This window comes from Shewanella sp. ISS20 (genome assembly GCF_056522965.1).
In genome coordinates this window covers 2,803,367-2,819,205 of the sequence record NZ_JAWRZK010000001.1, presented here as the reverse complement: position 1 = coordinate 2,819,205, position 15,839 = coordinate 2,803,367, and the positions used below count along the sequence as shown (strand labels likewise).

Here is a 15,839-nt window from a genome sequence, read left to right as displayed (position 1 = left end):
CTTATTAAGCAGATAAACGAGCGCGACCTTTCGCACGACGACGTGCAAGCACCTTACGGCCGCCTACAGTAGCCATACGAGCGCGGAAGCCGTGAGAACGCTTGCGCTTCAGGTTGCTAGGTTGAAAAGTACGTTTACTCATGATGGCAATCCGTCTTTGTTTAGTTAATGTGCCTTAGCGTCAAAATGAGACTAAGGTGGAAAAAGAGGCCGAATTGTAATCACTTTATTAGGGGCAGTCAACAGAAAGCCCTAATGAAACTGAAATACTCTTCAACTTGGTTAATCAAGATCCTGACCAGATACACCAGAAAATGTGGATAAGTCTGTGAAGTACCACTACATCTGGTGTTTGTTGATTAATTAAATAAGATCTGACGCCACTAAAATAGATCAGCTAAGATCCCTTTATAAAGCGGCAGTTTGCTGAATTTCGCACATATTTGATCGCATTAGATCTTGACTGATCAAGCCTTTTTGGATCCAAATTCTTAGTTGGGGATAAATATATTTAAAGGATAGCGATCAGCGTGATCTCCCTATAGAATACCTATCCTTTCGGTTGGTCTTTTTGGGGATAAGTTCAGTGGCGGTTTCACTTTGGCAACAATGTATCGGACGACTGCAAGACGAGCTGTCTGCTCAACAATTCAGTATGTGGATAAGACCGTTGCAGGCCGAAATGGATGGCGAGACACTGGTGCTTTATGCGCCCAATCGTTTCGTGCTCGATTGGGTTCGTGATAAATATATCAATATTATTAATCAATTCTTTATTGAACAACTAGGTAGTAATGCTCCTAAGTTGCGTTTTGATATAGGTAGTCGCCCATCAGCCAAGCCGGTTGCTGCGCCAGCGCCAGTAAGAACGGCAGGTCCAGCTATGGTTCGCCCACAAGTGGCAACAGGTTTTCAAAGCCAGCGCGAACCAGTATCTAATATTAATCATCGCAGCAACATCAATCCGACTTACCAATTTGACAATTTTGTTGAAGGTAAATCGAACCAACTCGGCAAAGCGGCTGCATTACAAGTGGCTGAAAATCCAGGTGGTGCTTATAACCCATTATTTCTTTATGGCGGCACGGGCTTAGGTAAAACTCACCTGTTGCATGCTGTTGGCAATGGCATTATTAAAAATAATCCCAATGCTAAAGTGGTTTATATGCATTCAGAGCGCTTTGTTCAAGATATGGTGAAAGCGCTGCAAAATAATGCTATTGAAGAATTTAAGCGTTATTACCGTAGTGTTGATGCGTTATTTATCGATGATATTCAGTTTTTTGCTAACAAAGATCGCTCGCAAGAAGAGTTTTTCCACACTTTCAATGCGTTATTAGAAGGTAACCATCAGGTCATCTTGACCTCAGATCGTTATCCTAAAGAAATTGATGGCGTTGAAGACAGATTAAAATCACGTTTTGGCTGGGGCTTAACGGTAGCTATCGAGCCACCGGAATTAGAAACCCGAGTAGCAATATTAATGCGCAAGGCGCAAGAAAGCGGCATTAATCTGCCAGATGAAGTGGCTTTCTTCATTGCTAAGCGTTTACGTTCGAACGTGCGAGAACTTGAAGGCGCGCTCAACCGCGTGATTGCTAATGCCAATTTTACTGGCAGACCGATCACCATTGATTTTGTGCGTGAAGCACTGCGCGATTTATTAGCTCTGCAAGAAAAACTGGTCACTATTGATAATATTCAAAAAACCGTGGCAGAGTATTACAAGATAAAAATGGCTGACATGCTATCAAAGCGTCGTTCACGCAGTGTGGCTCGTCCGCGTCAAGTGGCCATGGCATTATCGAAAGAATTAACCAACCAAAGTTTGCCTGAAATTGGCGATGCTTTTGGTGGGCGTGATCATACTACTGTGCTACATGCTTGTCGTAAAATCGCGCAATTGCGCGAAGAAAGTCATGACATTAAAGAAGATTATGCGAACTTGATTAGAACTTTATCTTCCTAAAAGGCAGGGAACCGCAAACCATGAAATTTTCAATTGATAGGGATGCCCTTTTAAAGCCGTTACAACTTGTGAGTGGGGCTGTTGAGAGACGCCATAATTTACCTATTTTAGCCAACCTATTGGTAGAGGTAAGTGGTCACTCACTCAAGTTGACTGGTACGGATCTTGAAGTTGAATTAGTGGGTCAAGCTCAGCTTCATGGCGATATCGTCGAAGGGCAAACGACAGTTCCTGCTAAAAAGTTACTGGATATCGTTAAATCCTTACCAGAACAAACAGAAATTAAAGTCGAGCAGCAAGACAATAAGTGGTTACTACGTTGTGGCCGCAGTCGTTTTTCATTAGCGACCTTGCCAGCGCAAGAATATCCAAATGTTGATGCTTTTCAAGCGGATACTGAATTAACTCTTAAGCAAGGTACGCTTAAGTCACTGATAGATGCCACACAATTTTCTATGGCTAATCAGGATGTTCGTTATTATTTGAACGGTTTGTTACTTGAAACCGAAGGCAATATGTTGCGCGCAATTGCGACTGATGGTCATAGATTGGCGTTAAGTCATCGCACCACGGAAGCTAATTTGCCTGAAAGACAAGTGATTGTACCGCGCAAAGGCGTGATGGAATTAGCGCGTTTGATGGATGGTGACGATCAAGATATTACTTTGGCGATTGGTGAAAATGCCATTCGTGCGACCACGGCTAATGCGGTGTTCACCAGTAAGTTAGTGGATGGTCGTTTCCCTGATTATCGCCGCGTACTGCCTAAGGGCGGTGATAAAATTGTGATCGCCAGTCGTCATCATTTAAAACAAGCCTTAACCCGGGCATCAATATTGTCCAATGAAAAATTTCGCGGTGTGCGCATTCAGTTAGAGCCAGGTTTGATGAAAATTACGGCAAATAATCCTGAGCAAGAAGAAGCGGAAGAAATCATTGATATTGATTACCAGGGACAAGCATTGGAAATTGGTTTTAACGTCAGTTATTTATTAGATGTTCTCAATAACCTTAAAAATGAAGATGTACGTATTACTCTGATTGACGGTAACTCAAGTGCTTTACTTGAAAATTACCAAGATCAAGATTCTATGTATGTTGTCATGCCAATGCGTTTGTAGGAGATTGTGGCAGAGTTCTCTGCCATTTTTATGAGCATTTCACGCTTAACTATAGAATCCTTTCGCAATCTATCTTCAGCCCAATTGTCCCCCGGCACTGGGCTGAATTTGATCTATGGCCCCAACGGCAGCGGTAAGACCAGTATTCTTGAAGCCATTTATTTTTTGGGGATGGGGCGCTCTTTTCGCAGCCACATCAGTCAACGAGTCATACAGTGCGACGCTGAGCAGCTAACCTTATTTGCTCAGTTGCAACATGAACAAAGCGGCCAAGCAGGCAAGGTCGGCTTTAGAAAGCACAGAAACGGCGATACTGAGGTCAAAATTGATGGCGCTCGGGTCAAACGTTTATCTGTGTTAGCCGAATCCCTACCCATACAGGTCATTACACCCGAAAGCTTTTCCCTACTGTTTGAAGGTCCACAGTCGCGGCGGCAGTTTATTGATTGGGGTACCTTTCATGCCGACCCGCATTTTTATCCTGCTTGGGTCAATGTTAGACGCATCATGAAGCAGCGTAATCAGTTATTACGAGACGGTGCTAGCTATCAGCAAATTCAGTATTGGGATAAGGAGTTAGTTCGTTATGCCGAGCCTGTTACTGAGGCAAGAAAACGGTATGTGGACTCGTTAAATGAGCGACTAAAGGGTATAATCGAGGAGTTTTTACCCCAGGTAGAACTAAAGATTTCTTTTACACGCGGTTGGGATAGTAAAACTGATTTAAATCAGTTGCTTGAACAGCAATATCAGCGTGATCTGGGAATGGGGCATACGGTAAGTGGTCCACATAAAGCTGACTTGAGATTGCGGGTAGAAAATTTACCGGCACAAGACGCTTTATCCCGTGGGCAGCTGAAGTTATTGGTATGTGCCTTACGTATTGCCCAAGGCCGTTTATTAAGGCAACAAACTGGCAAAAACAGTATTTATTTAGTCGATGATCTGCCTTCAGAGCTAGATGCTCAGCACCGACAATTACTGCTAAAACAATTGACCGATACGGGCGCACAAATTTTTGTGACCGCTATTGAACCTGCAGCCATTGTCGATTGCTTACACATAGCACCGAGTAAGGTGTTCCATGTGGAACAGGGGCTGGTAACGCAAATTGAACACACGATGAGAGAATAATATGTCAGAGAATAGTTACGATTCTTCGAGTATTAAGGTCCTTAAGGGCCTTGATGCGGTACGTAAAAGACCTGGGATGTATATCGGTGATACCGACGATGGTTCAGGTCTGCATCATATGGTGTTCGAAGTGGTCGATAACTCAATCGACGAAGCTTTGGCTGGCCATTGTCACGATATTACCATCAGAATTCACACCGACGGTTCTGTGTCGGTGCAAGATGATGGTCGTGGTATTCCGGTAGCTATCCACCCAGAAGAAGGTGTTTCGGCGGCTGAAGTTATTATGACGGTACTGCACGCTGGCGGTAAGTTTGATGATAACTCTTATAAAGTGTCTGGTGGCTTACACGGCGTTGGTGTTTCAGTAGTAAACGCCTTGTCTGAAAAGCTGCAGATGACCATTCGCCGTGATGGCAAGGTCTATGAGCAGTTTTATACCCACGGTGTGCCTGATGCGCCAATCAAAGAGATTGGTCAAGCAAGCAAAACCGGTACTACGATTCGTTTTTGGCCAAGCCATGAGACTTTTACTGATACCTTGTATCACTATGAGATCTTAGCTAAACGCGTACGTGAGTTGTCATTTTTGAACTCAGGCGTTGGCATCCGTTTAATGGATGACCGTGATGCTAAAAATGAATTTTTCCAGTATGAAGGCGGTATTAGCGCATTTGTTGATTACTTAAATCGCAACAAGACGCCAGTTAACAAAGATGTGTTCCATTTTACTCAAGAGCGTGACGACGGCATTACCGTTGAAGTGGCTATGCAGTGGAATGATGGTTTCCAAGAAAACATTTTTTGTTTCACCAACAACATCCCACAGCGCGATGGCGGTACTCACTTAGCGGGTTTCCGTAGTGCCTTGACTCGTAACCTTAACACTTATATGGAGCGTGAAGGCTTCAATAAGAAAGGTAAGACTAACGCGACTGGCGATGATGCTCGTGAAGGTTTGACCGCGGTTATTTCGGTTAAAGTACCAGATCCTAAATTCAGCTCGCAAACTAAAGATAAATTAGTATCGAGTGAAGTTAAGACCGCGGTTGAGCAGACCATGGGTGAAAAACTCAATGATTATCTGCTGGAAAACCCAGGCGATGCTCGATTAATTGTTGGCAAGATCATTGATGCTGCGCGTGCTCGTGAAGCGGCCCGTAAAGCCCGTGAAATGACGCGTCGTAAAGGCGCGTTAGATTTAGGTGGTTTACCGGGTAAGTTAGCCGATTGCCAAGAAAAAGATCCTGGTTTATCTGAAATTTACATAGTGGAAGGTGACTCGGCCGGCGGCAGCGCCAAACAAGGCCGAAATCGTAAAAACCAAGCTATTTTGCCGCTTAAGGGTAAGATCTTAAACGTTGAAAAAGCGCGTTTTGATAAGATGTTATCTTCACAAGAAGTGGCGACACTGATCACTGCCTTAGGTTGTGGTATTGGCCGCGATGAATATAACCCAGATAAGACTCGTTATCACAACATCATTATCATGACGGATGCTGACGTCGACGGCTCGCACATTCGTACCTTGCTGTTGACCTTCTTCTTCCGTCAAATGCCGGAACTGATTGAGCGTGGTTATATTTATATTGCCCAGCCGCCTTTATATAAAGTGAAACGCGGTAAGCAAGAGCAGTATCTGAAAGATGAAGCGGCCAGGACTCAGTATCTGACCACGCAAGCGTTAGATGGCGCCACTTTATACTCAGCACCTGGCATTCCTGGCATGAGCGGTGGCCCATTAGAGCGCTTAGTGAACCAGTTCCGTGAAGTAGAAGCCATGATTGAGCGTCTGTCTTTACGTTACCCACGGATTGTGACTGAACGCATGCTGTATCACCCTGAAGTCACGACTGAAATGCTGTTAGATGAAGGTTTGATGACAGCTTGGTGTGATTCGTTAATTTCTGACTTACGTGAGCGTGAAAACACCGGCGTGCTGTATTCAGCGCAAGCGATGTTTGATCCTGAGCGTCAGCAGTATTTACCGCAAATCACAATTCGTAAGCATGGTATTGATACTCATTACTTGCTGGGTCATGACTTCTTTAGCTCTGCTGATTACCAGCGTATGGTGCGTCTGGCATCTGAATTAGAAGGTCTGGTCGAAGCTAATGGTTATGTACAGCGCGGCGAACGTACTAAGCAAGTGGCTAGCTTTGCAGAAGCACTTGAATGGTTGATGCAGGAAGCTCAGCGCGGTTTATATATCCAGCGCTATAAAGGACTGGGTGAGATGAACCCAGAGCAATTGTGGGAAACCACTATGGATCCTGAGCAGCGTCGTATGTTGCAAGTGACCATTGATGATGCCGTTGGCGCCGATCAATTGTTTACTACCTTAATGGGCGACAATGTTGAACCAAGACGTGAGTTTATTGAAGCTAACGCCTTGAACGTGGCTAACCTAGACGTCTAGTGCTCTAAGTTAGTTAACAATAAACGCGACTCTTGAGTCGCGTTTTTTTTTGCCAAATTTCGACTAAAATTAATCAGGTAAAGGGGATTGAGAGTCAGTTATATTGCTAATAGCCAAGGTGGCGCTGTGAGAAAATTATTTGACAAAATTTTTAATTTTAGAGATGACGTTGAAGTCAGTATCTCTAAACCGGCTTCCCAAGCCACTATGGCAGGAGGGCAAGCAATAGCCGCAGTGAGTGCGGCTAAGCCCATCCATAAATCATCCCAAGTGACGCCTGTAGAATCTAAATTAATCAATAGTATTGATTCATCCGCCATGTTTTATAGCTTGTTGTTTCAAGTAGATTCCGAAGACAGTGGCGGGGTTGCCAATAATCTCGAGAAAAAAGTCATAGAAAATGTGGCTAAGGCATTAAGCGACCCAGAACAAATCGCTGCTAAAGTCTTAAAACTTTCCAGTCGAGTGATAGAGATTGATAAGCAGCTAGCTAATCCTGAATGCGATGTGCAGGCGATTTTAAAGCTATTGCAGCAAGACCCTATGATTAGCATTGAAGTGCTAAAACTCTGTAATTCACCCGCGTTTAGGCGCGGCACTAAAGACGTCATTAATCTTCAGCAAGCGTTAGTATCTTTAGGGCGCGACCAAATTCGCCGCTTTGTCACCTCAAGCATGGTGAAAGACATTATTGATATTAAGCCGATTTACTACCGCCGCTTTGGCGCGCAAATTTGGCACCATTCATTACAAGTGGCATTTTTGGCGGGAGAAATGGCCACAGATGATGCCGATACTGCATTTTTAATGGGCTTATTGCATGACGTTGGCAAGATAGCTATTTTTAAAATTTTATTGGATCAATTTGTCGTGGCTGAGGTTGGTGAGCAGCCAAGATCGCACTTATTTAGACAAGCCATGACGAGTCGCAGTTTAGTGCTGAGTGCTAGTTTGATGAAATGTTGGCGCTTACCGCCTATTTATTGTGAAGAATTAGAAAGGCTTGCGAATGTTAACTATCGCCCCGATGGCGGCTTAGCGGCGGTGATATGGCGCGCCAATGCCATTAGTGAACTCTCAATGCTGTATCAAGCCAAACGCTTGGATGAAGAACAGTTACCTTTGCATTTACAACGTATCGACTTATCGTTAGAAGACTTTTTAGAGCTTCACGAAAAATTAGTGACTCTTGAGAATTAATAGTTACCTCTTACATAAACACAAGCAAGATACAAAAAGACCAGTCATAGGACTGGTCTTTGGTGTTAACTGCGATAGCCAACTAATGTAGATGGCTATAAATGTAGACTAGTGATTATTGCAGTAACGAAATATCAGCAACATGCCAGAACTGCTGGCGCAATTGGCCTAGCAATGCCAAACGGTTGTGACGCAAGGCTAAATCATCGGCCATGACCATTACCGCTTCAAAGAAGTTATCTACGTCGCTGCGTAATCCAGCCAGCAGAATCAAAGCTTGCTGGTAATCACCGCGTGCGAATAATGGATCTAATTGCGGCTGCAACTTGTTTAAGTGCGCGGCAAGTTCGATTTCTTCTTTGGCCGTTAATAACTGGCTATCAATGGCTGTTGGTAATTCACCTTCAACCTTGGCAAGAATATTACTCACGCGCTTATTAGCTGCGGCTAATGCCATAGCAGCATCTAAGCTTCTAAAGTGAGCCACGGCTTGAATACGGGCATCAAAATCCGCCGGGCGAGTAGGGCGACGAGCCAGTACCGCTAAGATAACGTCAACGCCTATGCCTTTATCTTGATACCAAGCACGGAATCGTGCCATTAAGAACTCAAGCACATCTTCATTAGCATTGGTATTAGTTAAGGTTTCGCCGTGTAAGCGAATACCTTCAGCAATTAAATCCACTAAGTCTAATGGCAGCTTGTTTTCAACGATAATTCTCAGTACACCGATAGCGGCGCGGCGCAGCGCGAATGGGTCAGCCGCACCTTTTGGCGCTTGGCCAATGCCGAAAATACCGGTTAAGGTATCAAGCTTTTCAGCTAAAGCAACGGCGCACGATACACCTGAGCTTGGCACTGTGTCACCTGAGAACTTAGGCTTATATTGCTCATCCAGTGCCACGGCAACGGCTTCATTTTCGCCATCTAAACGGGCGTAATGCATACCCATGGTGCCTTGGGTATCAGTAAATTCCATCACCATGTTGGTCATCAAATCTGCTTTTGATAACAGACCAGCGCGTGCAGCATCTTGTGATTTGGCATCAATCTGAGTAGCTATGAAGGCGGCTAAGGCTGAAATGCGCTCAACACGGGCTTTCAAGGTACCTAATTGCTGCTGGAATACCACAGTCTCAAGGCTAGTTAAACGAGACGCTAAGCTGTGCTTTTTATCGGTATTGAAGAAGAATTCGGCATCGGCAAGGCGAGGGCGAACCACTTTTTCATTACCGGCAATGATTTGGCTTGGATCTTTAGACTCAATGTTAGTTACAAAGATAAAGTTCGGCAGTAACTTGCCGGCCTTATCAAACACTGGGAAGTATTTCTGATCGCCTTTCATGGTGTAAACCAAGGCTTCAGCCGGCACGTCTAAGAATTTTTCTTCAAAGTGCGCAGTTAATACTACTGGCCATTCAACCAGAGAAGATACTTCTTCAAGTAAGCTTTCTTCGATATCAGCCACGCCGCCAATATCTGCAGCTGCTTGCTCGGCATCATTCTTGATGATAGCCATACGCGCAAAGTAATCAGCCATGACCTTCCCGCGCTCAAGCAATAAGCTTAAGTAGTTATCGGCATGATCTAATTCAAAGCTAGCTTCACCCATAAAGCGGTGGCCACGAATAGTGCGAGCGGCTTGAATGCCCAGCAATTCACCGACAACTAACTTATCGCCCAGTAGCATAGTAATAGTGTGCACTGGACGGATAAACTGCGTCTTGTTGCTACCCCAGCGCATTGGCTTTGGAATTGGTAACTTATCGAGTGCCTTTTGCGCCATGGCTGGAATTAAATCCATAGTGGCCGCGCCAGTAATGTTGGCGTAATGAACTAACCATTCACCTTTATCTGTGGCTAAACGCTCAGCTTGTTCAACGCTAATACCGTTACCACGAGCCCAACCTTGTGCAGCTTTAGTCGCATTACCTTCGGCATCGAAGGCTGAAGATACGGCAGGGCCGCGTTTTTCAACGACTTTGTCTGCTTGAGCCAGTGCTAAACCATTCACTTTAATGGCTAAACGGCGAGGCGCTGCATACCAATTGGCATCGCTAAATTGCAGATCGGCCTTGGTTAATTCGTCAGTGAAGTTAGCCAATAAAGATTCAGCTAAGGTTCGCAGTGACTTTGGCGGCAACTCTTCGGTGCCGATTTCAATCAGCAAATTTTCAAAATTCATGGCGATATCTCTACTTACACATAGGGAAGCCAAGGGCTTCACGGGCCTGATAATAGGCTTCGGCCACTGCTTTGGCCATGGTACGAACTCGCAGAATATAACGCTGACGCTCAGTAACAGAGATGGCGTGGCGAGCATCTAATAAATTGAAGGCGTGTGAAGCTTTCATCACTTGCTCGTAAGCTGGTAATGGCAGCGGCTTTTCCAGTGACAATAAATGCATACACATTTTTTCGCACTGATCGAACACGGTAAATTGGAATTCAACATCGGCGTGTTCAAAGTTATAAGTTGATTGCTCAACTTCATTTTGATGGAACACGTCACCGTAGCTGATCTTACCTAATGGACCGTCAGCCCATACCAGATCGTAAACGCTGTCTACGCCTTGGATATACATGGCTAAGCGTTCTAAACCGTAAGTGATTTCACCGGTAACTGGAGTGCATTCAATACCACCCACTTGCTGGAAGTAAGTGAACTGTGTCACTTCCATACCGTTAAGCCATACTTCCCAGCCCAAGCCCCAGGCACCTAAGGTTGGTGATTCCCAGTTATCTTCCACAAAGCGGATATCATGGATTTGCGTATCTATACCTAACGCCTGCAAAGAACCTAAATACAGTTCCTGGATATTATCTGGCGATGGTTTCAGCATGACTTGGAATTGATAGTAATGTTGAAGACGATTCGGGTTTTCACCATAGCGACCGTCGGTTGGACGACGTGATGGTTGCACATAAGCGCTATTAATTGGTTCTGGGCCCAGTGAGCGCAGGAACGTCATAGGATGAAAGGTGCCGGCACCTACTTCCATATCCAGCGGCTGAATAATGGCACAACCTTGTTGTGCCCAATATTCCTGAAGGGTCAGGATAAACCCCTGAAAGGTTTTTACGTCATGTTTGCTAGTCATATCCACTGCTTCGGGCTGTCATAGAAAATGGTTTAAATTATACCTTGTCGTAATAGTCTTATGTAGGCTAATTTTTAACGTATTTACCCTGTTAGTGTCAGTTAAGGAAATTCATGTCACAAATTACCACCACTTGCCCTTGGGTAACTGACGATCCCCTCTATCAGCAATATCACGATAAGGTTTGGGGACGACCAGTTTATGATGACCGAGAGTTATTCACCAAACTGTGTTTAGATGGTCAACAGGCTGGCTTATCATGGTTAACCATTTTAAAGCGCCAAGCTAACTACGAGGAGCTTTTCTTTGATTTTAATCCACAAGAAATCGCCTTAATGACGCAAGACGACGTTGAGCGTTTGTTGTTAGATACTCGCATTATTCGCAATCGCGCCAAAATTAATAGCATCATTGGCAACGCCAAAGCTTACCTTGCTTATAGTCAAAACGGAGTCAATAGCTTTTCACAATTGCTTTGGTCGTTTGTCGGTGGTCAACCTGTGATCAATCATTTTAATGTTATGGCTGAGGTGCCGGCGCAAACTCCTGAGTCGCAAGCCATGTCGAAGGCTTTAAAAAAATTAGGCTTTAACTTTGTTGGCCCCACTATTTGTTATGCCTTTATGCAGGCCGTCGGTATGGTGAACGATCATCTAACGTCTTGTCCTTGCTATCTTGAATCGAGTGCAAAAAAATAGGGTGTTTCACGTGAAACACCCTAAAGTATTATCGATTCGTTATTGCAGTCTTATTCAAAGAAGAAGGTTTGCTTTTGCCTTTGCTGACCATTGAGCTCATTCATAGTGGCCGCATCAAATAGCGCGCCATTAACCATGGTATAGGCTACTTTATCAGAATCACGGATATTGATAAGTGGATTACCATCGATGACGATAAGGTCAGCCAGTTTACCTGGGGTGATTGAACCTAATTGTTCATCCATGCCAAAGTGAATGGCTGGGTTGATGGTTGCGGTTTTTAATGCTTCTAGCGGCGACATGCCACCTTGGGCAAACATCCAAATTTCCCAATGAGCGCCTAAGCTTTCTCTTTGGCCATGAGCACCTATGTTGGATTTAATACCAAGCTTACCAACTTCGTTAGCCATTTTAGCGACATTAAAGTGATTGTAATGCTCATCGGGCGCTGTGGTTCTACGCATGGCTCTTGGCTGTAAGATGTAGTCAGGGACGAATTTTGACAGGCGAGGGTGCGCCCAGACGTCAGTTTTATCATACCAATAATTCTCACCAGCAATGCCGCCATAAGCCACCACTAAGGTTGGGGTGTAACCCACTTTAGTTTGACTCCAAAACTGTTTGATATCGTCATAAAGCACTGCCGCTGGCAGTGAGTGTTCAATCCCAGTATGACCATCAGCTATCATGGTTAGGTTATGCTGCAACAAGCTACCACCTTCTGGCACAACCATCATCTCTAATTCTCTGGCAGCTGCTATGACTTGTTGCCTCTGATTACGCCTTGGTTGGTTATAGCTTTTAACGCTAAAGGCACCAACTTTTTTAAGGCGTTCTAAGTGAAACTTAGCATCATCAAGCGAGTCAATGTGCGAGGTATAGCCAGGACCATGGGCGCCATAAAGTATGGTGCCAGTACTGAATATTCTTGGCCCCACAATATTGCCTGCTTTTTGTTGCTCGCTGGCGGCAAAGATTTCGGTAGTGTCGTTAGATGGGTCATGAATTGCCGTGACACCTAAGGCTAAACTCGCAAAGTTGCCCCAGTTTTGCTGCGGGATAATTTCATTTTCACCTTGAGCGCCATGGGCGTGGGCATCAAATATCCCAGGCATAATAGTCTTACCCGCGATATTTATGATCTTGGCATCCGCAGGAATAGTGACTTGTTGATGCGAACCGACGGCGACAATCTTGTTATCTGTGACTATCACAACGCCATTTTCAATGACTTGATCTTGCTCCATGGTAATCACTTGGCCACCCACAAAGGCAATAGTTCCACGTGGAACGTAGGACTCTTGGTTAAAGCCAATGTTAGTGACCTTAGCGGCTTGTTTGGATTTAACTTTGTTAGTGGTTGGATAGCTTTGATCTATATCCACCTGATATAGCTCAGGCCCTAAGGTCCAATACAGTTGCTGATTATCTTGGCGCCAACTAATGCTCTCGCCAGCGCGGCTACTTAGTTGGGTGACTGGTAAATTTTTAGCTTCTGGGCCTATTTCGACAGTCTCACCATGTTTGGCAAAAGGTGTAATAAAAACTTTAAAGCGTTCGGCAAAGGCTAAGTGCTCACCATTAGGGGATATTCTAAATTCGGTGGCAAGCTTACTGGTGTAGTGCACGCGCTTGTCATGGCCGCTTAAGGCGACCGATGAAAACTGCGGTGTTTCACCGGCATCCATAAAGTAAACTCTGCCATTATCAGCGCCGAACTGGGGTTGATAGCCTTGATCATCGAGCTTAGTTTTTTTTTGGGAGTTAAGATTAAGTGCGTATAGCCCAGGCTCTTGTGACCAAGTGGTCGGCGTTATATAGCCGCCCTTAACTTGGCGATACACTAAGGTTTTACCATCGGGTGACAAGGTCGGCTCAACATATTTGCCGGGCTTATCGGTTAAGGTGGTGATTTTACGGCTGGCTAATTCAAGCCTATGCAAGGCGCCTTGCTCTTTATCATCCCAAGTAGCAAATACAATGGATTTACCATCGCGCGCCCACTGCGGGAATAATTCATTGGCATTGTTTGTAAGCATTGTCAGGCGCTCAACCTTGCCATTAGGTAATGATTTTAGCCATAACTTGCCTAAAGCTTCATAGACAACGGTTTTGCCATCGGGGGAAACTTGCGCCATTCGCAGCATTTTTACTGAAAAGTCGACAATATCTATATCTTGAGTAAAGCGCACCGCAGGTTGCACACTCATTTCGGTATCTATGCTAAAAGGAATGACCTTAGCAGATTTATCATTGAGGCTTAATTCGCGAATTTTACCTTTAGCCCAAAAGCGAATGGCCTGATTATCAGGACGCCAACTCATGTGCGGGTAAACACCATGAATCGCCCAAGTTTCTTGCATGTCACGGTCAAGATCTGAATACAGTTTATCGATTTTTCCAGACTCTAAATCTAACAAATATAAGGTCGACTGAAAGCCATCGCGGCGAATGAAAGCAAGCTTAGTACCATCAGGGCTTGGAGTTGGTCTGATGGCGCCGCCAGTGCCTTGTAACAGAATATCTATATCACCTGTGTCGCGGTCATAACGCTTGATGGTATATATGCCTTGCACTGAGTCTTTAGAGTAATGGAAGGTTTTACCTGGGGTGTCATCTTGGCTGAAGTAAATGTAGCGGCCATCGGGTGAAAAGGCAGGTTCACCTAAATCCTTTTGATCGTTCGGCCGTTCAGTGAGTTTAATGCCTTCACCGCCTGCAACGTGATACATCCATACTTCGCCTGCGCCTAAGCTTCTTTCGGCGGTAAAGTGTTTACGGGCAACGAGATACTGAGAATCCGGACTCCATGCTGGGCTATTGAGTAATCTAAACGTTTCTTTAGTCACAGGGCGTGGTTTAGTGCCGTCGCTATTCATCACCCAAATATTGTCGGCGCCATCTTCATCTGAAGTAAATGCTATGTATTTGCCATCAGGGCTATAGACAGGTTGCATTTGCCACGCGATACCGCTGGCTAATACTTCAGCCTCTCCACCGGCAACTGGAATTCGGTAAATATCCCCTAATAAATCAAACACTATGTATTGATTATCTGGACTACTGCTGACGTTCATCCAGGTGCCTTCAGTGACCTTAATATCAATTTGCTGCAGCGGCGCTTTGGCTGGGGCGTTGACTTGCCATTCTGGTGGTGATTCGGCGTGTAGGTTAAAGGCGAGCACTAAGGCTAGCGGGGTTAACAGGAACTTTTTCATGATCACTCCATTGCTACGTTTTTGTTATTTGACACTAACTTTACGTTATTGCCATTTTTTAGCAACATAGGTTTTGGCCACAAAAAAAGCACCCTAAGGTGCCTAATGGTTTAGCTAACGGTAAAACGCTAAAGGATAGCTATGGTATCAAACAAGGTTATAGGTCCAGACGTGACAACTTTGCATGTGACGCCGCCACGCCAGTCCGGGGTTAATGCATTTTGTAGGCCATCAGCTTGTTTTTCTATTTTTGTGCAAGGCGCAGTTTCACCTGTAATCAGTAATGCTACTTGTTCACCGATAATGATTTGCTTACCGACATCTGCGGCACTGAATTCATAACCTGAGATTAAAAGATTCGCGCGGCGAGTATGCCACTCTAAATCATTATCAAGCTCATCACAGGCAGCTTGCCACTGCTCTTGAGATAATACTGTTACTTGACGCTTACCTGGCTTACCAAACACATCATCAGCAACGCCTTTTTCTAAGCTGATATCAGCGTTAGTTAGGCACAGCATAGGGCCAGATTTTTTCTGTTTATAAGCGATACCGACAAGCTGCATGTTAACTTCCTTTTTGAATGAGATAACGATAGGGCGAGCCATCAGTGTCGCTGGCTAATAAGGTGTGATCCATAAACTGGCAGAAACTTGGAATGTCACGCGTGGTCGCTGGATCATCGGCGAGGATCAATAAAGTCTCGCCAGCCGCCATTTGTCTGACAGTTTTACGAACCATCATGACAGGCTCTGGGCAACGTAGCCCTTGGGTATCAAGTTGGTGTTGGGCAAGTTCAAAAGGGTTCGACATAAGGGCAATATCCACGAAAAAATTAGAATAATGTTACTCTCGGCCAGTGTGAATGCCAAGGTTGAAACACTAATTAGTCTAGAACTTGGACTGTTGTCCTTGATGGTTTCACGTGAAACATGTCGAATGACTCAAGATAGTTTGCTGATAAGCGGTCACAGTTTTA

At 44.7% G+C, this 15,839-nt stretch carries 12 protein-coding genes; 6 read left to right on the top strand and 6 right to left on the bottom strand.

Annotation, left to right across the window (positions count from 1 at the left end):
• Positions 1-4 precede the first annotated feature (4 nt).
• The gene (rpmH, locus tag AC1HDP_RS12775) at positions 5-142 is read right to left on the bottom strand and encodes a 50S ribosomal protein L34 (RefSeq protein ID WP_006083827.1); all 138 of its coding nucleotides are present in this window, start codon (positions 140-142) and stop codon (positions 5-7) included.
• A 444-nt stretch (positions 143-586) separates the two neighbouring features.
• Here rpmH and dnaA point away from each other — a divergent pair, with 444 nt between their 5' ends.
• The 5 genes from dnaA (at position 587) to AC1HDP_RS12750 (ending at position 7,843) form a co-directional block, all read left to right on the top strand.
• Complete coding sequence (gene dnaA, locus AC1HDP_RS12770; RefSeq protein ID WP_140930146.1) at positions 587-1,969, top strand: chromosomal replication initiator protein DnaA; 1,383 nt, start codon at positions 587-589, stop codon at positions 1,967-1,969.
• 20 nt (positions 1,970-1,989) lie between these two features.
• The gene (dnaN, locus tag AC1HDP_RS12765; protein ID WP_140930147.1) at positions 1,990-3,090 is read left to right on the top strand and encodes a DNA polymerase III subunit beta; all 1,101 of its coding nucleotides are present in this window, start codon (positions 1,990-1,992) and stop codon (positions 3,088-3,090) included.
• 30 nt (positions 3,091-3,120) lie between these two features.
• On the top strand, positions 3,121-4,224 hold the full coding sequence (gene recF, locus AC1HDP_RS12760) for a DNA replication/repair protein RecF (RefSeq protein ID WP_479639891.1): 1,104 nt from the start codon (positions 3,121-3,123) through the stop codon (positions 4,222-4,224).
• Position 4,225: 1 nt separating this feature from the next.
• On the top strand, positions 4,226-6,643 hold the full coding sequence (gyrB, locus tag AC1HDP_RS12755) for a DNA topoisomerase (ATP-hydrolyzing) subunit B (protein WP_479639055.1): 2,418 nt from the start codon (positions 4,226-4,228) through the stop codon (positions 6,641-6,643).
• Between the two features lie 126 nt (positions 6,644-6,769).
• Positions 6,770-7,843, top strand: a complete 1,074-nt coding sequence (locus tag AC1HDP_RS12750) for an HDOD domain-containing protein (protein WP_479639054.1) — start codon at positions 6,770-6,772, stop codon at positions 7,841-7,843.
• A 115-nt stretch (positions 7,844-7,958) separates the two neighbouring features.
• On the opposite strand, the gene glyS is transcribed toward AC1HDP_RS12750, so the two are convergent.
• Together glyS and glyQ are read right to left on the bottom strand one after the other, a co-directional pair.
• Positions 7,959-10,028 (bottom strand): glycine--tRNA ligase subunit beta, encoded by a 2,070-nt coding sequence (gene glyS / locus AC1HDP_RS12745; protein ID WP_479639053.1) that lies wholly within the window; start codon positions 10,026-10,028, stop codon positions 7,959-7,961.
• 10 nt (positions 10,029-10,038) lie between these two features.
• Positions 10,039-10,944, bottom strand: a complete 906-nt coding sequence (gene glyQ / locus AC1HDP_RS12740) for a glycine--tRNA ligase subunit alpha (protein ID WP_140930151.1) — start codon at positions 10,942-10,944, stop codon at positions 10,039-10,041.
• Between the two features lie 113 nt (positions 10,945-11,057).
• Between glyQ and AC1HDP_RS12735 the strand changes: the two genes are divergently transcribed.
• Positions 11,058-11,642 carry a DNA-3-methyladenine glycosylase I gene (locus AC1HDP_RS12735; RefSeq protein ID WP_479639052.1) on the top strand — a complete coding sequence of 195 codons (585 nt, stop codon included), beginning with the start codon at positions 11,058-11,060 and terminating at the stop codon, positions 11,640-11,642.
• A 50-nt stretch (positions 11,643-11,692) separates the two neighbouring features.
• Here the strand turns inward: AC1HDP_RS12735 and AC1HDP_RS12730 are convergent, their stop codons facing one another.
• The 3 genes from AC1HDP_RS12730 to tusA all read right to left on the bottom strand — a co-directional run bounded on the left by AC1HDP_RS12730 (position 11,693) and on the right by tusA (position 15,673).
• Positions 11,693-14,860, bottom strand: a complete 3,168-nt coding sequence (locus AC1HDP_RS12730; RefSeq protein ID WP_479639051.1) for an amidohydrolase family protein — start codon at positions 14,858-14,860, stop codon at positions 11,693-11,695.
• A gap of 128 nt (positions 14,861-14,988) precedes the next feature.
• Positions 14,989-15,426, bottom strand: coding sequence for an MOSC domain-containing protein (locus AC1HDP_RS12725; protein WP_479639050.1), 438 nt, complete (start codon positions 15,424-15,426; stop codon positions 14,989-14,991).
• A 1-nt stretch (position 15,427) separates the two neighbouring features.
• A complete protein-coding gene (tusA, locus tag AC1HDP_RS12720) occupies positions 15,428-15,673 on the bottom strand; it encodes a sulfurtransferase TusA (RefSeq protein ID WP_140930155.1) in 246 nt (81 codons plus the stop codon).
• Between the last annotated feature and the right edge of the window lie 166 nt (positions 15,674-15,839).